The 17,489-nt window shown below is 71.7% G+C and carries 15 protein-coding genes and 1 tRNA gene; 7 read left to right on the forward strand and 9 right to left on the reverse strand.

All coding sequences use genetic code 11. The features are described 5' to 3' along the window. Positions 1-226: 226 nt before the first annotated feature. The 5 genes from ACLQ3B_RS14535 to ACLQ3B_RS14555 form a co-directional block, all read right to left on the reverse strand. A complete protein-coding gene (locus tag ACLQ3B_RS14535) occupies positions 227-1,051 on the reverse strand; it encodes a class I SAM-dependent methyltransferase (protein WP_425781013.1) in 825 nt (274 codons plus the stop codon). Positions 1,052-1,175: 124 nt separating this feature from the next. After that, positions 1,176-2,624, reverse strand: coding sequence for a hypothetical protein (locus tag ACLQ3B_RS14540; RefSeq protein WP_425781015.1), 1,449 nt, complete (start codon positions 2,622-2,624; stop codon positions 1,176-1,178). Next, positions 2,621-3,193 carry a SigE family RNA polymerase sigma factor gene (locus tag ACLQ3B_RS14545; protein WP_425781017.1) on the reverse strand — a complete coding sequence of 191 codons (573 nt, stop codon included), beginning with the start codon at positions 3,191-3,193 and terminating at the stop codon, positions 2,621-2,623. Before ACLQ3B_RS14545 ends, ACLQ3B_RS14540 begins: the two co-directional genes overlap by 4 nt. A 211-nt stretch (positions 3,194-3,404) precedes the next feature. Beyond that, a tRNA-Pro gene (locus tag ACLQ3B_RS14550) sits at positions 3,405-3,481 on the reverse strand. A gap of 65 nt (positions 3,482-3,546) precedes the next feature. Further along, positions 3,547-4,440, reverse strand: coding sequence for a metallophosphoesterase (locus ACLQ3B_RS14555; RefSeq protein WP_425781019.1), 894 nt, complete (start codon positions 4,438-4,440; stop codon positions 3,547-3,549). A gap of 25 nt (positions 4,441-4,465) precedes the next feature. Between ACLQ3B_RS14555 and ACLQ3B_RS14560 the strand changes: the two genes are divergently transcribed. Next, positions 4,466-4,921, forward strand: coding sequence for a GatB/YqeY domain-containing protein (locus tag ACLQ3B_RS14560; RefSeq protein ID WP_425781021.1), 456 nt, complete (start codon positions 4,466-4,468; stop codon positions 4,919-4,921). 115 nt (positions 4,922-5,036) lie between these two features. Here the strand turns inward: ACLQ3B_RS14560 and ACLQ3B_RS14565 are convergent, their stop codons facing one another. Beyond that, positions 5,037-7,466 (reverse strand): transglycosylase domain-containing protein, encoded by a 2,430-nt coding sequence (locus tag ACLQ3B_RS14565; protein ID WP_425781023.1) that lies wholly within the window; start codon positions 7,464-7,466, stop codon positions 5,037-5,039. A gap of 407 nt (positions 7,467-7,873) precedes the next feature. Between ACLQ3B_RS14565 and ACLQ3B_RS14570 the strand changes: the two genes are divergently transcribed. Further along, complete coding sequence (locus ACLQ3B_RS14570) at positions 7,874-8,194, forward strand: WhiB family transcriptional regulator (protein ID WP_030328078.1); 321 nt, start codon at positions 7,874-7,876, stop codon at positions 8,192-8,194. Between the two features lie 6 nt (positions 8,195-8,200). Here ACLQ3B_RS14570 and ACLQ3B_RS14575 read toward each other — a convergent pair whose 3' ends face one another. From ACLQ3B_RS14575 to ACLQ3B_RS14585, 3 genes are read right to left on the reverse strand one after another with little or no spacing between them, the layout of a single operon-like run. Then, positions 8,201-9,352, reverse strand: coding sequence for an ArsA family ATPase (locus ACLQ3B_RS14575; RefSeq protein ID WP_425781024.1), 1,152 nt, complete (start codon positions 9,350-9,352; stop codon positions 8,201-8,203). Positions 9,353-9,405: 53 nt separating this feature from the next. Then, on the reverse strand, positions 9,406-10,383 hold the full coding sequence (locus tag ACLQ3B_RS14580) for an ArsA-related P-loop ATPase (protein WP_425781026.1): 978 nt from the start codon (positions 10,381-10,383) through the stop codon (positions 9,406-9,408). A 26-nt stretch (positions 10,384-10,409) separates the two neighbouring features. Further along, a complete protein-coding gene (locus ACLQ3B_RS14585) occupies positions 10,410-11,102 on the reverse strand; it encodes a hypothetical protein (protein WP_425781680.1) in 693 nt (230 codons plus the stop codon). Positions 11,103-11,546: 444 nt separating this feature from the next. Between ACLQ3B_RS14585 and ACLQ3B_RS14590 the strand changes: the two genes are divergently transcribed. The 5 genes from ACLQ3B_RS14590 to ACLQ3B_RS14610 all read left to right on the forward strand — a co-directional run bounded on the left by ACLQ3B_RS14590 (position 11,547) and on the right by ACLQ3B_RS14610 (position 17,418). Next, the gene (locus tag ACLQ3B_RS14590) at positions 11,547-12,029 is read left to right on the forward strand and encodes a hypothetical protein (RefSeq protein WP_425781027.1); all 483 of its coding nucleotides are present in this window, start codon (positions 11,547-11,549) and stop codon (positions 12,027-12,029) included. Positions 12,030-12,073: 44 nt separating this feature from the next. Next, positions 12,074-12,229, forward strand: a complete 156-nt coding sequence (locus ACLQ3B_RS14595) for a DUF4177 domain-containing protein (RefSeq protein ID WP_007466198.1) — start codon at positions 12,074-12,076, stop codon at positions 12,227-12,229. 114 nt (positions 12,230-12,343) lie between these two features. Next, positions 12,344-12,805, forward strand: a complete 462-nt coding sequence (locus ACLQ3B_RS14600) for a RidA family protein (RefSeq protein WP_124815393.1) — start codon at positions 12,344-12,346, stop codon at positions 12,803-12,805. Between the two features lie 123 nt (positions 12,806-12,928). Further along, positions 12,929-13,765 (forward strand): MBL fold metallo-hydrolase, encoded by an 837-nt coding sequence (locus ACLQ3B_RS14605; protein WP_425781030.1) that lies wholly within the window; start codon positions 12,929-12,931, stop codon positions 13,763-13,765. Then, a complete protein-coding gene (locus ACLQ3B_RS14610) occupies positions 13,762-17,418 on the forward strand; it encodes an adenylate/guanylate cyclase domain-containing protein (RefSeq protein ID WP_425781032.1) in 3,657 nt (1,218 codons plus the stop codon). The genes ACLQ3B_RS14605 and ACLQ3B_RS14610 overlap by 4 nt, the downstream gene beginning before the upstream one ends. The last annotated feature ends 71 nt before the right edge of the window (positions 17,419-17,489 follow it).

The raw sequence follows: 17,489 nt of genomic DNA on the forward strand, positions 1-17,489 counted from the left end.
GTCGCGCGCGGAGCGGTAGGGCTGAGGTCGCGCGCGGAGCGGTAGGGCTGAGGTCGCGCGCGGAGCGGTAGGGCTGAGGTCGCGCGCGGAGCGGTAGGGCTGAGATCCCGCGCGGAGCGGTAGGACTGAGATCGGCGCACGCCGAGCGGCAGGACTAAGACGGGCGCGCACCGAACGGCAGGATAGTCCGGGCGCGCCACGTCGAACGGCGTGACGCGGACGTGCGTCAGGCCGGGTCTGGGGCCCGGTGTGCCACGACCTCCAGGTATTCCGCCGAGATGCGGACCGTGGCGTCGGTGGCACGGTTGTGGGTGCGGGCCAGCTCCACCAGATCGGCGTGCAGGGCGGGGCGTCGCTCCTCGGGCAGTGCCTCGAACGCCTTCAACGTCGGCCCGTAGTTGACCCGGAAGAAGTCGGCGAACTCCTCGGGTGTGCCGAAGCGGAAGACGAACTCCCGTCGTACCGCCCGCAGTTCACCCACGGTCGCGCCGAGCAGCTCGCGGACCCGGCCCTCGTCGCCCCACTCGGCCGGCGGGCGCAGCCCCACCGGTGGCGGCACATGCCGCCCCACCGTGCGGAACAGGTCGCCGATGAAGCCCTGCGGCGTCCACGCCGCCAGCGCCACCGTGCCGCCGGGCCGGCAGACCCGGACCAGCTCGGCCGCCGCCCGCTCCTGGTCGGGCGCGAACATCACGCCGACGACGGAGAGGACCGCGTCGAAGGACCCGTCGGCGTACGCCAGGCGCTCCGCGTCGCCGGTCACGAACGTGACCGGGAGTCGTTCCGCGGCGGCCCGGGCCTTGCCGCGTTCCAGCAGTTCGGGTACGTAGTCGACGCCGGTCACGACGCAGCCGCAGCGGGCGGCGGCGATGGCGGCGTTGCCGGACCCGGTCGCCACGTCGAGGACGCGGGCGCCGGCCGACAGGTCGGCGGCGGTCACCAGGAGTTCGGAGATCGGGTGGATGAGCGCGGCGACCGCGCCGTAGTCACCGCTGGCCCACGTCACCTGCTGGCGTGCCTTCACGGCGATGAGATCGGGTGCGATGGTCATCGGTGGTCCCCCTCGGACTGTGTGGTGTGCCGCTGACGTTAGGGGCGGCAGCCCTTCCGGGGATCGGTAGAAACACCTATATTCGCAGCTGAAGGCCGGCAGACCCGGCCCAACTCGGACGCGATCACTCCTGGTTCCAGGTGTAGGTCTCGGTCGTCCCCTGGTCATCCCGCTTGGCCACCCGACCGCTGGCAGTCGTCGCGCCGGACGCGTCGAGCGCCTCCACGACCAGGCCCGCGGTGGGGCGCGGCACCTGCATGGCCGTCCCGGAGCCGTTGACGGCGCTCCTCGCCACCTCCCGCCCATCGCGCAGGACGCGCACCGTGGTGGCGGCTGCCGGCGTCACCACGAGCAGGGGTTGCTGACCCTCGCTACCGCCGGGGTCATCGCCGATGGGCACGGCCAGCACGCCGGCGGGATCGGTCGGGTCGGCCGTCGCGGTGAAGGAGGTGCCGGTGCTGAGCAGGCCGTCGGACCGTGGCTGATCGGCGGCGACCGACACCTCGCCGATCCAGCCGCCGCCCACTCTGGGTGCAGCCACGACCGTCACCTGGGCGTCCCGCACGGACGGCGCTCCGGCGTCGGGCGACCCGTCGGCCGGGCCGGTAGGGAGGCCAGCGACGCGCCCGCCCCACACCACGCTCGGAAGGGCGGTCAGGCGGTACCCCCCCGACTGGGCCCACTGGTAGACCAGCTCGCGGGCACGTTGCTGCTCGACGCTGCCGCGTACCCGGGACATCGCCGTCGCGAGTTGAGCGTCGGTGAGCGGCTTGGGCGCCAGCGAACCCGGCCCGGGCGTTATCTGACGGGTCACGGCACCGCAGTCGACCCGCCACCACTCGGGTCGCTGGGTCCGCGCCGTACGGATCAGGTAGGACCCGGTCGGCTCCGGTGCCCATCGGAAGGTGTCGCCGTCGGGCAGCGGTGAGCTGAGGAAGACGCAGCCGGCCGGGGCGATCGCCACGTATGCCGCCTCCGCGTCATCCACGGCCAGGCTCTCGTAGGGTTCCAGAGCGTCGCTGACCGTCCGGACGGAGGCGGCGCTGGCCAGCTCCTGGGCGCTGGCACCTTCGTCGGCGACCATCCACACCGCGGCGCTCGGCCAGCCGGTGGCCGGATCGGGCTGGTTACGGACGAAGGCGGCGAGCGCGACCCGGTGGCCGTCCACGTCGTCGGCGAAGAGGACCTTGACGCCGCGAACCGGCGCTGTCAGGCGGGAGAATTTTCCCCGCTGTTGGGCGGCCAACAACTGTTCGGAGAGCTGACGCACGTAGCTGCTGTCCCCGGCGACGGCACCTCGCGGCGGCGACTGGAGGAGTCGGTCCGACCACGCCAGCACGGGTGCGAGGGTCTCGGTCGGGTCGGCAGGTAGCGGCTGCGTGGTCCGGCCCGGGCTGGCGATGGCGAAGGCGGTGCTTCCCACCGAGACCACGAGGGCCAGAACCAGCCCACCGAGGCGTCGCTGCCGGCTCCGTCGGTATCGCGCCCTCGCTCGGCCGTACGGGTCTGGCTGCGGGGTCAGCGTCCTGCTCAACTCGGCCAGGGCCTGGCTCAGTTCGTCGTCGACCGTCATGGCGTTACCCCCGTCATCTTCGTCGTCCCGGTCGGTGCTGGATCAGCTGACGCTGGTGTCGGAGTCGAGGTCGGGAACGGGGCCGACGGGGGCGCGTCCGGTGCCAGCGCCAGGCGCAGGCGGGCCAATCCGCGTGACGCACGACTCTTGACCGACCCGACGGAGCAGCCGAGAGTGGCCGCGACCTCCGCCTCCGGCAGATCGACGACGTACCGAAGCACGATCACGGCACGGGTACGAGGTGTCAGCGCCCGCATGGCGTCGTAGAGAGCACGCCGTTCGGTGACCGTCTCGGTCATGTCCCGGGTGGGCCGCTCGGGGAAGAACGCCGTCACCACCTCGTGCATCCGGTGCCGGCGCCAGAGGCTGATGTGCTGGTTGATCATGACCCGCCGCAGGTAGGCCATCGGGTCGTCGACCCGCCGCCACCGACGCATCACCTTCACCAGCGCGGCCTGCACCAGGTCCTCGGCATCCTGGGTCGAGCCGGTGAGGTGGTACGCCACGCGCAGGAGATCCGCGTAGCGCGTCTCGACGAACTCTCGAAAATGCTCGTCGTCAACTGCCATGAGCCCCCGCCTCGATTGGTTACCTCTCACGACTCCGTCGAGGGTCGAAAGGTTGAAGGCCGGCAGCAGATGGTGAGACTGGCCGAGGGCGTCGAGGCTCTGCCGGGTAGCCCGACGTGATGCGGTCGCCGGTGGGGGTCTGGAGCCGCGGCGGGCGGACCGTAGATATGCCGGAGGGCACATCCATGGATCGGATGTGCCCTCTTACCTCTGGTCGGGGTGGCCGGATTCGAACCGACGACCTCTTCGTCCCGAACGAAGCGCGCTACCAAGCTGCGCCACACCCCGAGGCGTGCCGACAAATAGTAGCCCACCCGCCCCGATGGTCAAACTCGGTATCCCTGCCGGGACGGTCAGCGGGGGATGAGGGTGAGGATGCTGGCCTCCGGGGGGCAGGCGAAGCGGATCGGGGCGGTCGGGTGGGTGCCGAGGCCGGCGGAGACGTGCAGCCAGGAGTCCGAGCCCGGCCACCTGTGCAGACCGCGCGCCATCGAGCGGGGCAGGCCGCAGTTGGTCACCAGCGCCCCGAAGCCCGGTACGCAGACCTGACCACCGTGGGTGTGCCCGGCCAGCATCAGCCCGAAGCCGTCCGCCGCCATCTGGTCGAGCACCCGTGGCTCGGGTGAGTGCGTCAGCGCGATGGAGAGGTCCGCCGAGGACGACACCGTGCCGGCCACGGCCGGGTAGTCGTCCCGGTCGATGTGCGGGTCGTCGACGCCGACCAGGTCGAGCTGTCGGCCACCGGCCTTCAGCGTGGTCCGGGCGTTGTTGAGGTCCGCCCAGCCGGCGCCGGTGAACACCTGACGCAGCTCCTCGTAGGGCAGCTCGACCCCCTCGGTGTACTCCCGGTCGGGCAGGAAGTAGGTGAACGGGTTCTTCAGCACCGGCCCGGTGTAGTCGTTGGAGCCGAACACGAACGCGCCCGGGTAGTCGAGCAGCGGTTGCAGGGCCCGCAGCACCCCGGGCACCGCGCCCGGGTGCGCCATGTTGTCGCCGGTCACCACCACCAGGTCGGGGTCGAGGGCGGCCAGTGACGCCACCCAGCGCTGCTTGCGCGCCTGGTCGGGCATCATGTGCAGGTCCGACAGGTGCAGCACGCGCAGCGGCTCCGCGTCGGCCGGGAGCACCGGCACGTCGTACCGCCGGAGGGTGAACATGTTGCGCTCGATGAGCGACGCGTACGCGAGGGTGGCCGCGCCGATCGTGGCGGTTCCGGCGGCGAGCCGGAATAGTGTGCGCTTTCGCATGGCGTTCAGGGTAGTTTGACCGTCCATGAGCACGCTGAAGGACCGCCTCACTGCCGACATGCGTTCCGCGCTCAAGGCGCGCGACGAGCTGACCACCTCCACGCTGCGGATGGCCCTGGCCGCCGTGGGCACCGCCGAGGTCGCCGGCAAGGCCAAGCGCGAGCTCACCGATGACGAGGTGCTCGCGGTGCTGACCAAGGAAGCCAAGAAGCGTCGGGAGGCGTCCACCGCCTTCGCCGACGCCGGCCGCGCCGAGCAGGCCGCGAAGGAGAGCGCCGAGGGTGAGGTGTTGGACCGCTACCTGCCCAAGCAGCTCTCGGATGCCGAGCTGACCGAGTTGGTGTCGGGGGCGCTAGCCGCGGGCGGCTTCACCGGCAAGGCCCAGATGGGCCCGGCGATGAAGGCGGCCCAGGCCGCGGTGGCGGGCCAGGCCGAGGGTGGCCGGGTGGCCGCCGAGGTACGCCGACAGCTCGGTCTCTGACCCGGCAGGGTCAGTGGCGCGGCACGACTGGTGTCGCAGCCGCTCGCCGATCCGGACGGACGAAACGGGCGGGCACCCGAGGAGGGTACCCGCCCGTCGTGTCCTACTGGGTTGCTCAGCCGCCGGGGCGACCACCGGGGCGACCACCGGGTCGGCCCCCGGGCTGGCCGCCCGTGTTGCCGTCGGTGTTGCCCGGCGTGCCGCCGCCGCTGCTGACCTCGATGCTGACCACACCATTCTTGATCGTGCGTCCGTCCGGGCTGGTGCCGGCCGCTTCGCCCTGCTTGCAGGAGGACGGCACCTTCGAGCTGGAGACGACCGGCTCGAAGCCGGCGCCCTTGAGCCGAGCCTTCGCGGTTTCCACCGAAACGCACTTCACGTCGGGGATGCTGCGCTGGTCACCCACCGAGATCTTCTCGCCGGGTGCCGCGAAGTCGACCTTCGGCTTGCCCTTCATCGCGTCCCGCAGCGTCTCCCACACCGGTGGGTTGATGCCGTCCCTCTCCCCGTGCTTCATCTTCACGTTGGTCTGCGGCCAGTCCGGGTCGGCCATGATGCCGGCGACCGCGTACTGCTTGGTCATCGCGACAAGCGCGGCGGTCTTCTCCGAGTCGGTGGTGCCGGACTTGCCGGCCACCGGGTAACCGACGTCGCCGCGGACGTTTTGGGCGGTCGCCCCCGCGCACCGGGAGGACGACGACTTGTCACCGACCGGGCAGCGGGCCGCGTCCACCGCGGCGCGGGCCACCTCGGTGCTGAACCGCTTCTCGCAGCGCGGGTTGGCGATGTCCAGCTTGTTGCCCTCGGGGTCGCGGATCTCCTGCACTGGGATCGGTTCGCAGTACTTGCCGTCCGCGGCCAGGGTGGCGTAGGCGTTGGCCAGGTCCAGTGGGGTGGTCTGCGAGACGCCCAGGGTGAAGGCGCCCCACTGGTGCGCCCCCTTCTCCAGGTCCAGATCTTCCTGGGACCGGAAGTTGATGCCCAGCCGCTTGGCGGCCTTGACCACGTTCTCGGCGCCGACCTGCTGTTCCAGCGGCACGAAGTAGGTGTTCACCGAGCGGCCGAACGCGCTCCACATGTTGTGGACGCCGGCCATGCTCTCGGTCGAGTTGGTGGGGCAGTAGAAATTGGTCCCCGGGCAGGCTGCCGGACCGGGTTGGATGATGTATTCCGACTTGAACTGCTTCGGCGCGTTGATCGTGTGGCTGAGCGGGATGCCCTTCTCCAGCGCCGCGACGATTGTGAACATCTTGAACGTCGACCCGGCCTGGTAGCCGGTGATGCCGTCACCACCGGTGAGCAGCGGGTTGACCGTCGCCGGGTAGTTGCCCCGGATCTTCTTCTTGCTCTTCGCGGGATCGCTGGAGATCTTGTTCTTCGGGTTCTTCGGGTCGTCGAGCTTGAACTGCCTGTTGACCGCGAGCGCACGTACCCGGCCGGTGCCCGGCTCGACCACCGCGACCATTGCCGCTTCCTTGCTGTTCACGCTCTTGGCCTTACGGACCGCCTTGTCCGCTGCGCGCTGCGCCTGGATGTCGATCGTGGTCACGACGTTGTAGCCGCCGCTCTTCAGCCGGCGCTCCCGGTCGTACCGGGTCGAGCCGAACGTCTCCTGATCCATCCACCAGCGGTAGAAGTAGTCGCAGAAGAAGCCCCACTCGTTGACGTTGGCCGCGACGCAGCCGTTGGGGGTTCGCTTGTCCTTGGGCTTCAGCGGCACCGCCTTGGCGGCGTCCGCCTCCTGCTGGGTGATGGCCTTGATGTCGACCATGTTGTCGATGACGTAGTTGCGCCGATCCAGCGCGAGCGGGTAACCAGCCTCGGTGGTCGGGTCGTTGGTCGTCGGCGCCTTGACCATGCCGGCCAGCAACGCCGCTTCCTCGATCTTCAGCTTGCTCGGCGGCTTACCGAAGTAGACCTGGCTGGCGGCGAAGATGCCGTACGCGCCGTTGCCGAACGAGGCCAGGTTGAGGTAGCGGGTGAGGATCTCGTCCTTGGAGAATTCCTTGTCGACCTGGAGGGCCAGCCGCATCTCGCGCAGCTTGCGGGCGCTGGTGTCCTCGGTCGCCGCGACGACGTCCGCCGGGTGGGTGGCCGAGTAGGCGATGGCCAGCCGGACGTACTGCATGGTCAGCGTCGACGCGCCCTGCCGGCCGGAGCCTTCGCTCTGGTTGTTGACGAACGCGCGGGCGACACCGTTGATGTCGACGCCGTTGTGCTTGTAGAAGTCGTGGTCCTCGGCCGCGATGATGGCCTTCTGCATGGGCAGCGAGATGTCGGCGAGCTTCACGTCGCGTCGGTTCTCGTCGTACATCGTCGCGAGCGGGGTCTTGCCGTCCGATGCCAGCAGGTAGCTGATCTGTGGCGCGCGGGCCACCGTCAGCTCCGTGGGCAGGGCGCCGAATGTCTCGGCGCCGGCCTTCGCGGCCAAGCCGGACATCGCTACCGCGGGGAAGGCCGCCGCAGCGACCACCACGCCAGCCAGCAGGCCACACACGGCTAGCGATGCGGCGTTGGTCAGCACATTGTGGTCACGTTTCCGCATCCAGGTCACCTCGGCATGGTACGCGAGTAGGGAACGAGGGGCGCATGGGCGTTCTTTCCCCATTTCCTGCGCGCGCTGCCCTCGTTGTGCTAAACGCACGACCCCCGGTACTTGGTTGCGTGTGACCTGGCGTGAGTCTCCTCCGATTCAGTGAGGCGGCGCAGCGTTATCGCTGACCTCGGCGGGGTAACCGGCGGTCGAAGGCCCGGGAAGCCGGGAGTGTCCGGAATGATGGATTTCGTCGACAACGTTGCGTAATCAGTCGACTACAGAGCATGATGGGGGCGGCGACAGCGCCACATGTCGTCCGCGCCGCCTTGGGGAAGGCGAGCCGGGCGATCGGGGGGAATTGCCGGCTGACGTGCATCGACGAGGTCGGTAGGTACTGCAAGGGGGGACGTGTACACATGGGCATGATCACTGACTGGCCGTCGCTGGCGGCGTGTCAGAACGGGGACCCGGACGCGTTGTTCGTACAGGGCGCCGAACAGAACGTGGCGAAGCGGATCTGCCGGAGCTGCCCAGTTCGGTACGAGTGCCTGGCCGACGCGCTGGACAACCGGATCGAGTTCGGTGTGTGGGGCGGCATGACCGAACGCGAACGGCGGGCGCTACTGCGTCGTCACCCGCAGGTGACGAGCTGGCGCAAGATGTTCGAGGCCGCGATGAAGAAGAACAGCAAGGACAAGGCCGGCAAGGACAAGATTCTCGTCAGCGCGGCCAACTGACGCCGGTCACGGCCGGCTGATCGCCGCGCCGATCGTCCGTAGCCCGTCGACGTCGTGCACGTCGGCGGGCTGCGCCGTGACCGACACCGCCGGCACGGCCGGGAACGCCTCGGTGAAGCGCCCGGCGACCTGCTGCTCGCGTACCGCCTGGCGAGCCAGCGTCGCGTGTGCCCGCAGCACGTCGGCGGTGGCCTCGTGCCCACCCAGCTCGGTCAGCCGCTCGGCGGCGACCCGGCTCTGCTCGGCGTCCAGCTTCGGAACCGCCGGGCGGTGCACCCGGTTGAGCACCAGCCCGGCCAGCGGCATCCGCTCGTCCCGCAGGCGGCCCGCGAAGTAGGCGGCCTCCCGGACCGCGTCCGGCTCCGGTGTCGCGACCAGCAGGAAGGCCGTCTCCCGCGCCTGCAGGATGCGGTACGTCTGCTCGGCGCGCTGCCGGAAACCACCGAACATCGAATCCAGTGCCGCCACGAAGCCGGACAGGTCGGTCAGCAGCTGCGCGCCGAGCACCTTCTGCACCACCTTCGAGAACATCCCGAACGAGGCCGTGACCAGGCTGAACATGCTCCGGCCGCCGCTGCGCGCCGGGGCCAGCAGCAATCGCAGCATCCGGCCGTCGAGGAAGCGGGAGAGGCGAGCCGGCGCGTCCAGGAAGTCAAGTGCCGAGCGGGACGGTGGCGTGTCCACCACGATCAGGTCCCATTCGCCCCGGGCGTGCAGCTGGCCCAGCTTCTCCATCGCCATGTATTCCTGCGTGCCGGCGAAGGTCGAGCTCATCGCCTGGTAGAACGGGTTCGCGAAGATCTCCGCGGCCTTCGTCGGGTCGGTGTGCTGCAACACGACGTCGTCGAAGGTGCGCTTCATGTCCAGCATCATGGCGTGCAACTCGCCGCCGCTGCTCTCGACGTCGATGCCCTTGACCTGGCGAGGGGTGTTGTCCAGCTCGGTCAGGCCCAGCGACTGGGCCAGCCGGCGGGCCGGGTCGATGGTGAGCACCACCGTGCGGCGACCGTGGTGCTCGGCGGCCCGCAGCGCCAGCGCCGCGGCCGTGGTCGTCTTTCCCACTCCGCCGGCACCGCAGCACACGACGATCCGCACGCCCGGGTCGGCGAGGATCTGGTCGACGTCCAGCTGCGGCGCCGCGTCTTCGGAAGGCACCAATCGAGCGTATCGGGCCGGTGGGTCCGCGCGCCCGTGCTGCGCTCAGGTGTGAGTCATTCGGCGCGGACGAGGGCCTGGGCCAGCGTCGCGAGCCCCGCCCGGTCCACCCCGTCGGGCAGCAACGGCAGCTCGATCATCGGCAGCCCCAACTCCACCAGGTCGGCGCGGAGCGAATCCTCCAGTTCGCGCCGGATGAGCTGGTCACGTGCCTCGTCGTGCAGCCCGGCCACGATGTCCCGATCGGCCGGCAGCCCAGCGGCGACCAGCCCGCGCCTCAACTCCGCGGCGGTGACCGCCGGCCCGGCGGGCAGCGGGGGTCGGACACCGTTGACGAGCACCTTCCCGACGCCGAAGCCGAGGGCGGTCAGGTCGGCGATCGCGTCGACGGTCTCCTGGATCGGCATCTCCTCCAGCAGCGTGACCACGTGCACCGCGGTTATCGGGGACCGCAGCAACGCGGCGACACCCTCGCTCTGGGTCTTGATCGGGCCCACCTTGGCCAGCCGGGCGGTCTCCGCCGTCACGTTGAGGAATCGGCCGATCCGCCCGGTCGGCGGGGCGTCCAGCACCACCGCGTCGTACGCGCGCCGCTGCCCGGTGGTGCGGGTGGTGGCCTCCTTCACCTTGCCGGTGAGGAGGACGTCCCGCAGGCCGGGCGCGATGGTGGTGGCGAAGTCGATGGCGCCGAGCTTGCGGAGCGCCCGGCCCGCCGCGCCCAGTTTGTAGAACATGTCCAGGTACTCGAGCAACGCCTCCTCGGCGTCCACCGCGAGCGCGCGCACCTCACCGCCGTCCGGTGCGTCGGCCAGGTGCCGCTCCTCGTAGGGCAGCGGGTCGATGCCGAACAACTGGGCGATGCCCTGCCGCCCCTCGACCTCGACCAGCAGGGTGCGTCGGCCGCCGGCAGCGAGCGCGAGGGCCAGCGCCGCCGCCACGCTCGTCTTACCGGTGCCGCCCTTGCCGGTCACCACGTGGAGGCGGGCGGGCCAGCCGGTACCGGCCGGGTCGATCGGGCGCTCAGCTGCACACACCCGTCGAGCCTATCCAGGCGTCGCGGTCACGCGACCTCGCAGACCCACCAACCCGTCTTCTGCACCACCGTGAAGCGCAACTCCTGGTCGGCCACCTTCTCGTCGGCGGTGGTCATGGTGAGCCGGGTGGAGACGGTGGCCCGTTCCCCGGTCTGGTTGTCCACCTTCGGGGTGGTCCACCGGAAGCGCGGGCTCTGGTAGGTGGAGGCGTACTTCTCCACCTCGGCCACCTTCGCGGCGATCTTGTCGTCGTCGCGGGAGGCGGCGCAGACGCGACTGGCCGCCTTGGTCGCGTCGCGATCCTTGTAGACCGCGGTGAGGAACTCGTCGACGGCGACCGTCGGCTCCTTGGCGCCCTCGCCGGTCTCGGCATCGCGCAGGGTCAGGAAGGCCACCACACCGCCGCCCACGCAGAGCACCATGATCACGACCAGCGCGATCGCCGCGATCAGCAGACCGCGCTTCTTCTTCGGCTCGGCACTGCCCTGGTAGGGCGGGTATGCCGGCGGGGGCGGGGGGATCGACGAGGGGTTCGGGGCGCCCGGCTGCGTCGAGGCGGCCGCCGAGGTGGCGCCGCCGAGCCCTTCCGGCTGCCCGGCGCCGCTGGCCTGCCCCGGGAAGGCCGGCGAGGTGGGGGCGGCGGGGAGCGCCGGCGGGGCGGGGGATGCGGGGAGGGCGAGCTGCCCGGGCGGCGGGGCGGGGGTTGGCTGGCTGGGGATGGCCGGCGCGCCGGGCTGACCGGAGGGATCCGGGTGGGCCGGCGGGTGGGCGGGTGTGCCGGCCTGGTCGCCGCTGGGCGGGTGGGTCATGTCTTTCCCCCAGGGGTGCGGCGCCCGCCGCCACCCCTGGCGCCGAGCGTGATCGAGCGGGCGGCCGGGCGCTGCGCGACCGTCCGACCGGAAGGGTAGCGGTCGATGACCGGATCGGTGTCTCCGCGGCCGGGCCGTACGGGCCGTCGGTCCGGCCGGCAGTATCCGGCTCCGATTTGGTGTCGGGCCCCCGACCTGCGGTGTGTCGCATATGTGACTGTTGGTGATGCCTCGTGCGCGTCCTGTTGGCGGGACTGCGGCCACAGACCTACCTTCGTCCCGGTGCGGGGGCCGGAACGGACGAATGGGTCCGGGCCGGAAGCATGATCCGAGAGGTACGACCGGAGGCAGTACATGCGCGACGTGGACAACATCCCTCGCACCCAGTTCCCGACGAACGACCGGCCCCGCCGGCCCGGGTCCCTGGTCGAGGCCGGCGGGCAGGTCACCAACCAGCCGATCAACGAACGGTCGTACCGCCGGATGCCGGAGCAGGTGGAGACGGCCCGGGTGCCGAGCCAGCCCGCCGAGCGGACCCGCGACGACGACGAGCCGGGCTTCGTCATCCACCTGCCGATCCGGGTGCCGAACCTGGCGGCGGCGACCGTGCTGGCCGGCCGGGTCGCGGTGTCCCTGGGATTCCTGCCCGAGCTGGACGCCGGCGAGACCACCGTGTCGAACGCCGACGATCAGAACAACCGGCACCGGGTGTTCTGTGACCTGCTGCTGCCCGACCGGTCCCGCTGCCCCCAGGGGTACGAGCACGAGGGGCGCTGCGGGGAGCTGCCGGCCGCGTCGGAGCAGCGTCCCGTACCTCGTCCGGCCAGCGGACCGTAGGCTGTCCCACGAACAATTCCGCACCAAGAGGGAGCCCTTCAGCGATGCAGAAGTGGGAATACTCCACGGTCCCGCTGCTGGTCCACGCGACCAAGCAGATCCTCGACAACTGGGGCGAGGACGGGTGGGAGCTCGTCGCCGTGGTCCCCGGCCCGAATCCGGACCAGCTGGTCGCCTACCTGAAGCGGCCCAAGGCGTGAGCGCGAGGAGTGCAGCGGAGCGGAGCCCCGCAGTCGCGAACAAGAAGGTGACGCGGTGAGCGCGAGGAGTGCAGCGGAGCGGAGCCCCGCAGTCGCGAACAAGAAGGTGACGCGGTGAGCAACGGTCCGCACGCGAAGCTCGCCGAGCTCGGTCTCGAACTTCCCGAGGTCGTGCCGCCGGTGGCCAGCTACGTCCCGGCCGTGCAGTCCGGGCAGCACGTGTACGTTTCCGGCCAGTTGCCGATCGCCGAGGGCAAGCTGCTCGCGACCGGCAAGGTCGGCGCCGGGATCTCCGCCGACCAGGCGAAGGATCTGGCCCAGCGGTGCGCGCTCAACGCGTTGGCCGCGGTCGACTCGCTGGTCGGCCTGGAGAACGTGGTCAAGGTGGTCAAGGTGACCGGGTTCGTGGCCTCCGCGCCCGGCTTCACCGGCCAGCCCGCCGTGATCAACGGTGCCTCCGACCTCTTCGGCACCGTCTTCGGGGAGGCCGGTCGCCACGCGCGTAGCGCGGTAGGCGTGGCCGAGTTGCCGCTGGACGCCCCGGTGGAGATCGAACTGATCGTCGAGGTCGCCTGACGCGTCCCCATCGCCCCGCGATCTTGCACTTTCTGCCCGGACGAAAGCCCTGAACGGGGATGAATCAGGGGCCGCAAGTGCAAGATCGTGGGGTGTGGCGGGCGGGGTCGTACGATCGCAGCCATGAGCGGGCACGTGACGGGGGCGGTGGCGGCGCTTGCCGACGAACTGCCCCGCTGGGTTTCACTGCTGCGTGCGCCGAATCCGGGGCCGATGACCCTCGACGGCACCAACACCTGGGTGCTGCGCGCTCCGGCAGCCGAGCACGCCATCGTGGTCGACCCGGGGCCGGCACACGAGGGGCACCTGACCCGGATCGCCGAGCACGGCCCGATCGGGCTGATCCTGATCACCCACGGCCACGCCGACCACACCGAGGGCGCCGCCCGCCTGAGCGAACTGCTCGGCGGGGTGCCTGTCCTCGCCGTCGACCCGGCGCACACCATCGGCGCCGAGCCGCTGACCGGGCCGGGCGAGCGTTTCGGTGACGTCGGTCTGCGCATCCGTCTGTTGCCGACCCCAGGGCACACCGCCGACTCGGTCTGCTTCCTGGTCGGGCACCACGACGAGCGGGTGGTGCTCACCGGCGACACCATCCTCGGCCGGGGCACCACCGTGGTCGCCCACCCCGACGGGCACCTGGGTGACTACCTGACCAGCCTGGAGCTGCTGTCCGCGTACCGGGGGATCCCGGCGTTGCCCGGACACGGCCCGGCGCTGGCCGACTGCGCCGCCGCCGCCGACTTCTACCTCGCCCACCGCCGGGCCCGGCTCGACCAGGTCCGGGCGGCGGTGGCCGCCGGTGCCCACACCCCCGCCGACGTGGTGGCGACGGTCTACGCGGACGTGGACCGCTCACTCTGGTGGGCAGCCGAATGGTCGGTCCGTGCCCAACTGGAGTATCTGGGCGTCGACACCGGGGAATCCGCGCCTGGGGTCAGTGGGTTGGAGCACATGTGACCTGCCCCGTGTGTGGAACCGTTGCCGTTCCCGGCGCGCGGTTCTGCCACAACTGCGGTGCCGCGCTGCCGGCCGCCGCCACGTTGCCGGCGGCCGAGCGTCGGGTGGTCACCGTGCTCTTCGGCGACCTCTCCGAGTTCACCTCCTGGTCGGAGGATCTCGACCCGGAACGCGTAGGCGCGGTCACCGACCGGGTGCTCGCCGCCCTCGCCGGTGCGGTGAAGACATTCGGCGGGCACGTCGACAAGCTGACAGGTGACGGCATCATGGCGGTCTTCGGCGCCCCGGTGGCGCACGAAGACGACGCCGAACGCGCCGTCCGGGCCGCCCTGTCCATGCAACGGGCCGTCCGCCGGGTGCTCGACGACGAGCGGGGCGGTGGCGCACCGCTCGGGTTGCGGGTCGGGCTGAACACCGGCGACGTCATCGCGGGCATCCAGGCCGCGATCGAATACACGGTCATCGGCGACACGGTGAACACCGCGGCCCGGCTGGCCGACGCCGCCGCGGTCGGGGCCGTCTACGCCGGTGGACGCACCGCCGCGGCCACCAGGCACGTCTCCTCCTGGCGGGCGCTGCGCCCGCTGCGGCTCAAGGGAAAGCGTGAGCCGGTCGAGGCGTACGAGCTGTTGGGTCTGCTGGACGCACCGGGCACCCGCTCGGGGCTCGGCGACGAGGCGCCGTACGTCGGCCGGGAGACGGAGATCGGTCGGGTCGCCGGTCGGCTCGCCGAGGTGATCGACCAGGGCGACCCACGGGTGCTGCTGATGACCGCCGAGGCGGGTATCGGCAAGTCCCGGTTCGCCGCGGAGGTGGAGCGCCTCGCCGCCGGGTACGACGTCGGTGCCGGCCGGTACGCGGCGCACACAGGTGCCCGGGTGCTCTCGGTGCGCTGTGCCGCGTTCGGTGAGCGGCGACGGCTCGCGCCCCTGGCCGACCTGGTGCGGGCCGCCGTCGGTCTGCCCAGCGACGCGTCCACCGCGCTGACCCGCCCGGCGGTCGAGGAGCGGCTGCGCCGGCTCGGGCAGCGGCTCGCCCGCTCCGGTGCGGAAACCGCGCCGATCGCCACCGAGCAGCTGCTCGCCCTGCTCGGCTATGCCGAACTACCGGCGCACGGTGGCACCGACAGCGGCGAGTGGGGCGGGTCGGGCGTTCCGGCCGCGGATGCCGAGGTGGTGCCGAACGCGGTCGCCGACCTGCTCAGCGGGCTCGCCTCGGAGGCGCCGCTGGTGATCGTGGTGGACGACCTGCACGATGCCACCGCCGAGACGATCGGTGCCCTCGGGTTGACCCTGTCCAAGCTCACCGGCCCGGTGTTGGTGCTGCTGCTCGGCCGTCCCGAGTTGGTGCGTACCGCCGGGGCGCTGACCCGGGTCGCGGACGCCGAGGTGCACTCGCTGCCGCCGCTGCGCGGTGCCGACGCGGCCCGGCTGCTGACGAGTTACCTCGGCGGCGGCAAGCTGCCGCAGGCCGACGCCGACCGGTTGCTCGCCACCGCGCAGGGCAATCCGTTCTACCTGGCTGAGCTGGTCACCCTGCTGATCGAGCGGGGGGCGCTCACCACCGAGTCGGTGCGCGGTGTCGGTGCCGCGTCAGCGCGCGGTGTCGGTGTGGAGCGTTCCGGCTCCGGCGAGCGGGAGCAGAGCGGGTCGGCCGGGTGGCGGTTGGTGCCGGGTTCGCTGGGCAGCCGGCTGCTCTCCCGGGACCTCGCCGCCGTGCTGGCGGCCCGGATCGACGCGCTGCCGCCGGACGCCCGATCAGTCCTGCGGGACGCGGCGGTCACCGGTGACACGGTGCCGACCGGCGCGTTGGAGGCGATGCGGGAGCAGCACGGCGGCCGCGACGGCCGACCGTCGGCCGTGGTCGCCGTGGAACTCGACCGGGCGGTCGAGGAGTTGCTGCAACGACGCATGCTGCACCGCTCGCGGGCCGGCTACGCGTTCGCGACACCGCTGATGCGGGAGGCCGCGTACGCCGGGGTGAGCAAGGCCGAGTTGGCCGAGCGGCACGCCGCGCTGGCCCGCTGGGCGGCGCCGGCGGACGAGGCCACCGCCAGCACGGTGGGCGGGTTCACCGACGAGGCCCGGGACGACTTCGTGGCGACGCACGTCGAGCGGGCCGCCAGGCTCGCCGACGCGGTGAAGCTGCGTCCGGACGCGCCGGCCCGGGCGGTGGTCCCGCTCGGCGTCGCCGCGCTCGGCCGGGCCGCCCGCCGGTCGCTGTCCGCCGGTGAGCCGGCCATGGCCGTCGAGTACGCCGAGCGCGCCACCGAACTGGCGCGTGACGGGGTGCCGGCAGCCGATCGGGTGGTGCACGCACGTGCGTTGCTCCAGGTCGGCCGCGTCGCCGACGCGTTGGCGTACGCCGAGAAGATCGCCGCGAACGCGGGGGACGAGGCCACCCGGGTCGGTGCCCTGTTGTTGGCGGGGCAGGCTCAGGAGACCCTCGGCGATCAGGGCCGGGCGGTGACCGCCTGGCAGGAGGCGTTGCAGGTGGCCACCGAGGGTCGGCTGCCCACGCAGCGCGCCACGGCGATGCGCCGGCTCGGCATGGCCGACTTCGTGGCCGGGCGGTTGAGTCAGGCGAGCAGCCGGTTGGCGGCCGCGTACCAGGTCAGCCTCGGTGCGCAGGACCGACGTGGGCAGGCGTGGTCCCTGCAGAACCTGGCCTGGGTGACCACCACCCGGGGTGACTTCGCCGGCACCGACGCGGTGCTCGGGCGGGCCGCCCGGCTCTTCGCCGAGCTGAAGGACCCGTACGGGCGGGCGTGGCTGCGCGGCACCACGGCGTTCGCCCGGCTGCTCGCCGGCCGACTGCGTGAGGCGTGTCGGATGGCGCAGGTGTTCCTGCCGTTCGGTGAGCGGGTCGGTGAGGCGTGGGCGGTGGGAACGTTGCGCGCGGTGGCGGCGTTCGCCACGGCCGAGCTGGGTGATCTGGCCGAGGCGGACCGGGAGGCCCGGCGGGCGTACCGGGAGTTCGCTGCCGTCTCCGACGACTGGGGGCGCGGGTTCGCCCTGGTGGTCCGGGCGGTCGTGGCGCGCGGGTTGGGCGAGCCGGAGCACGCGGCGGACCTGCTCACCGACGCCTTGGCGTACGCGGAGCGCACCTCGCATCCGCTGCTCACCGGGATGGCCGGGACGCTGCGCGGCTTCGTCGCGTTGGACATGGGCGACTGCGAGACGGCCGAGCGGGTGGCCCGCTCGGTGCTGACGGCCGTGGAGCCGCACAACCCGCAGGCTCCGGCGCAGGTGGCGCCCCGGGTGTTGCTGGCGACGGCCCGGCTCGCCGCCGGCGACTCGGCGACCGCGGTCGGGCTGCTCGCCCCGGTGGCCACGGCCGCCGCGAACGCACCCTCGCTGCTCTTCTCCCGCCGCCAGACGATGGCCCAGTACGCTGCGGCGCTGCTCGCTCACGGTCAGCGGGAGCAGGCGTTGGACTGGGCCCGCCGAGCGGTCACCGCACCGGCGGAGGACGTGCGCAGCCAGGTGATCGCGGCGAGTGTGCTGGCCGAGGCGTTGGCCGCCTGCGGACAGCCGGCGGAGGCTCTGTCGTGTGCGCAGGAGGCGGTCCGCCTGGCGTACGCCACCGAGCAGCGCAGCGAACGTGCCGCAGCCGACGCCCTCCACACCCGCCTAACAACCACCCAAGCCTGACCCACCCCCACCCCCTCACCCCCCACCGTTGATCATGAAGTTATTGCCCCGACACGCCGACGCGCAGGGCA

This window comes from Micromonospora sp. DT53, assembly GCF_049841535.1.
Classification (GTDB): Bacteria; Actinomycetota; Actinomycetes; order Mycobacteriales; family Micromonosporaceae; genus Micromonospora.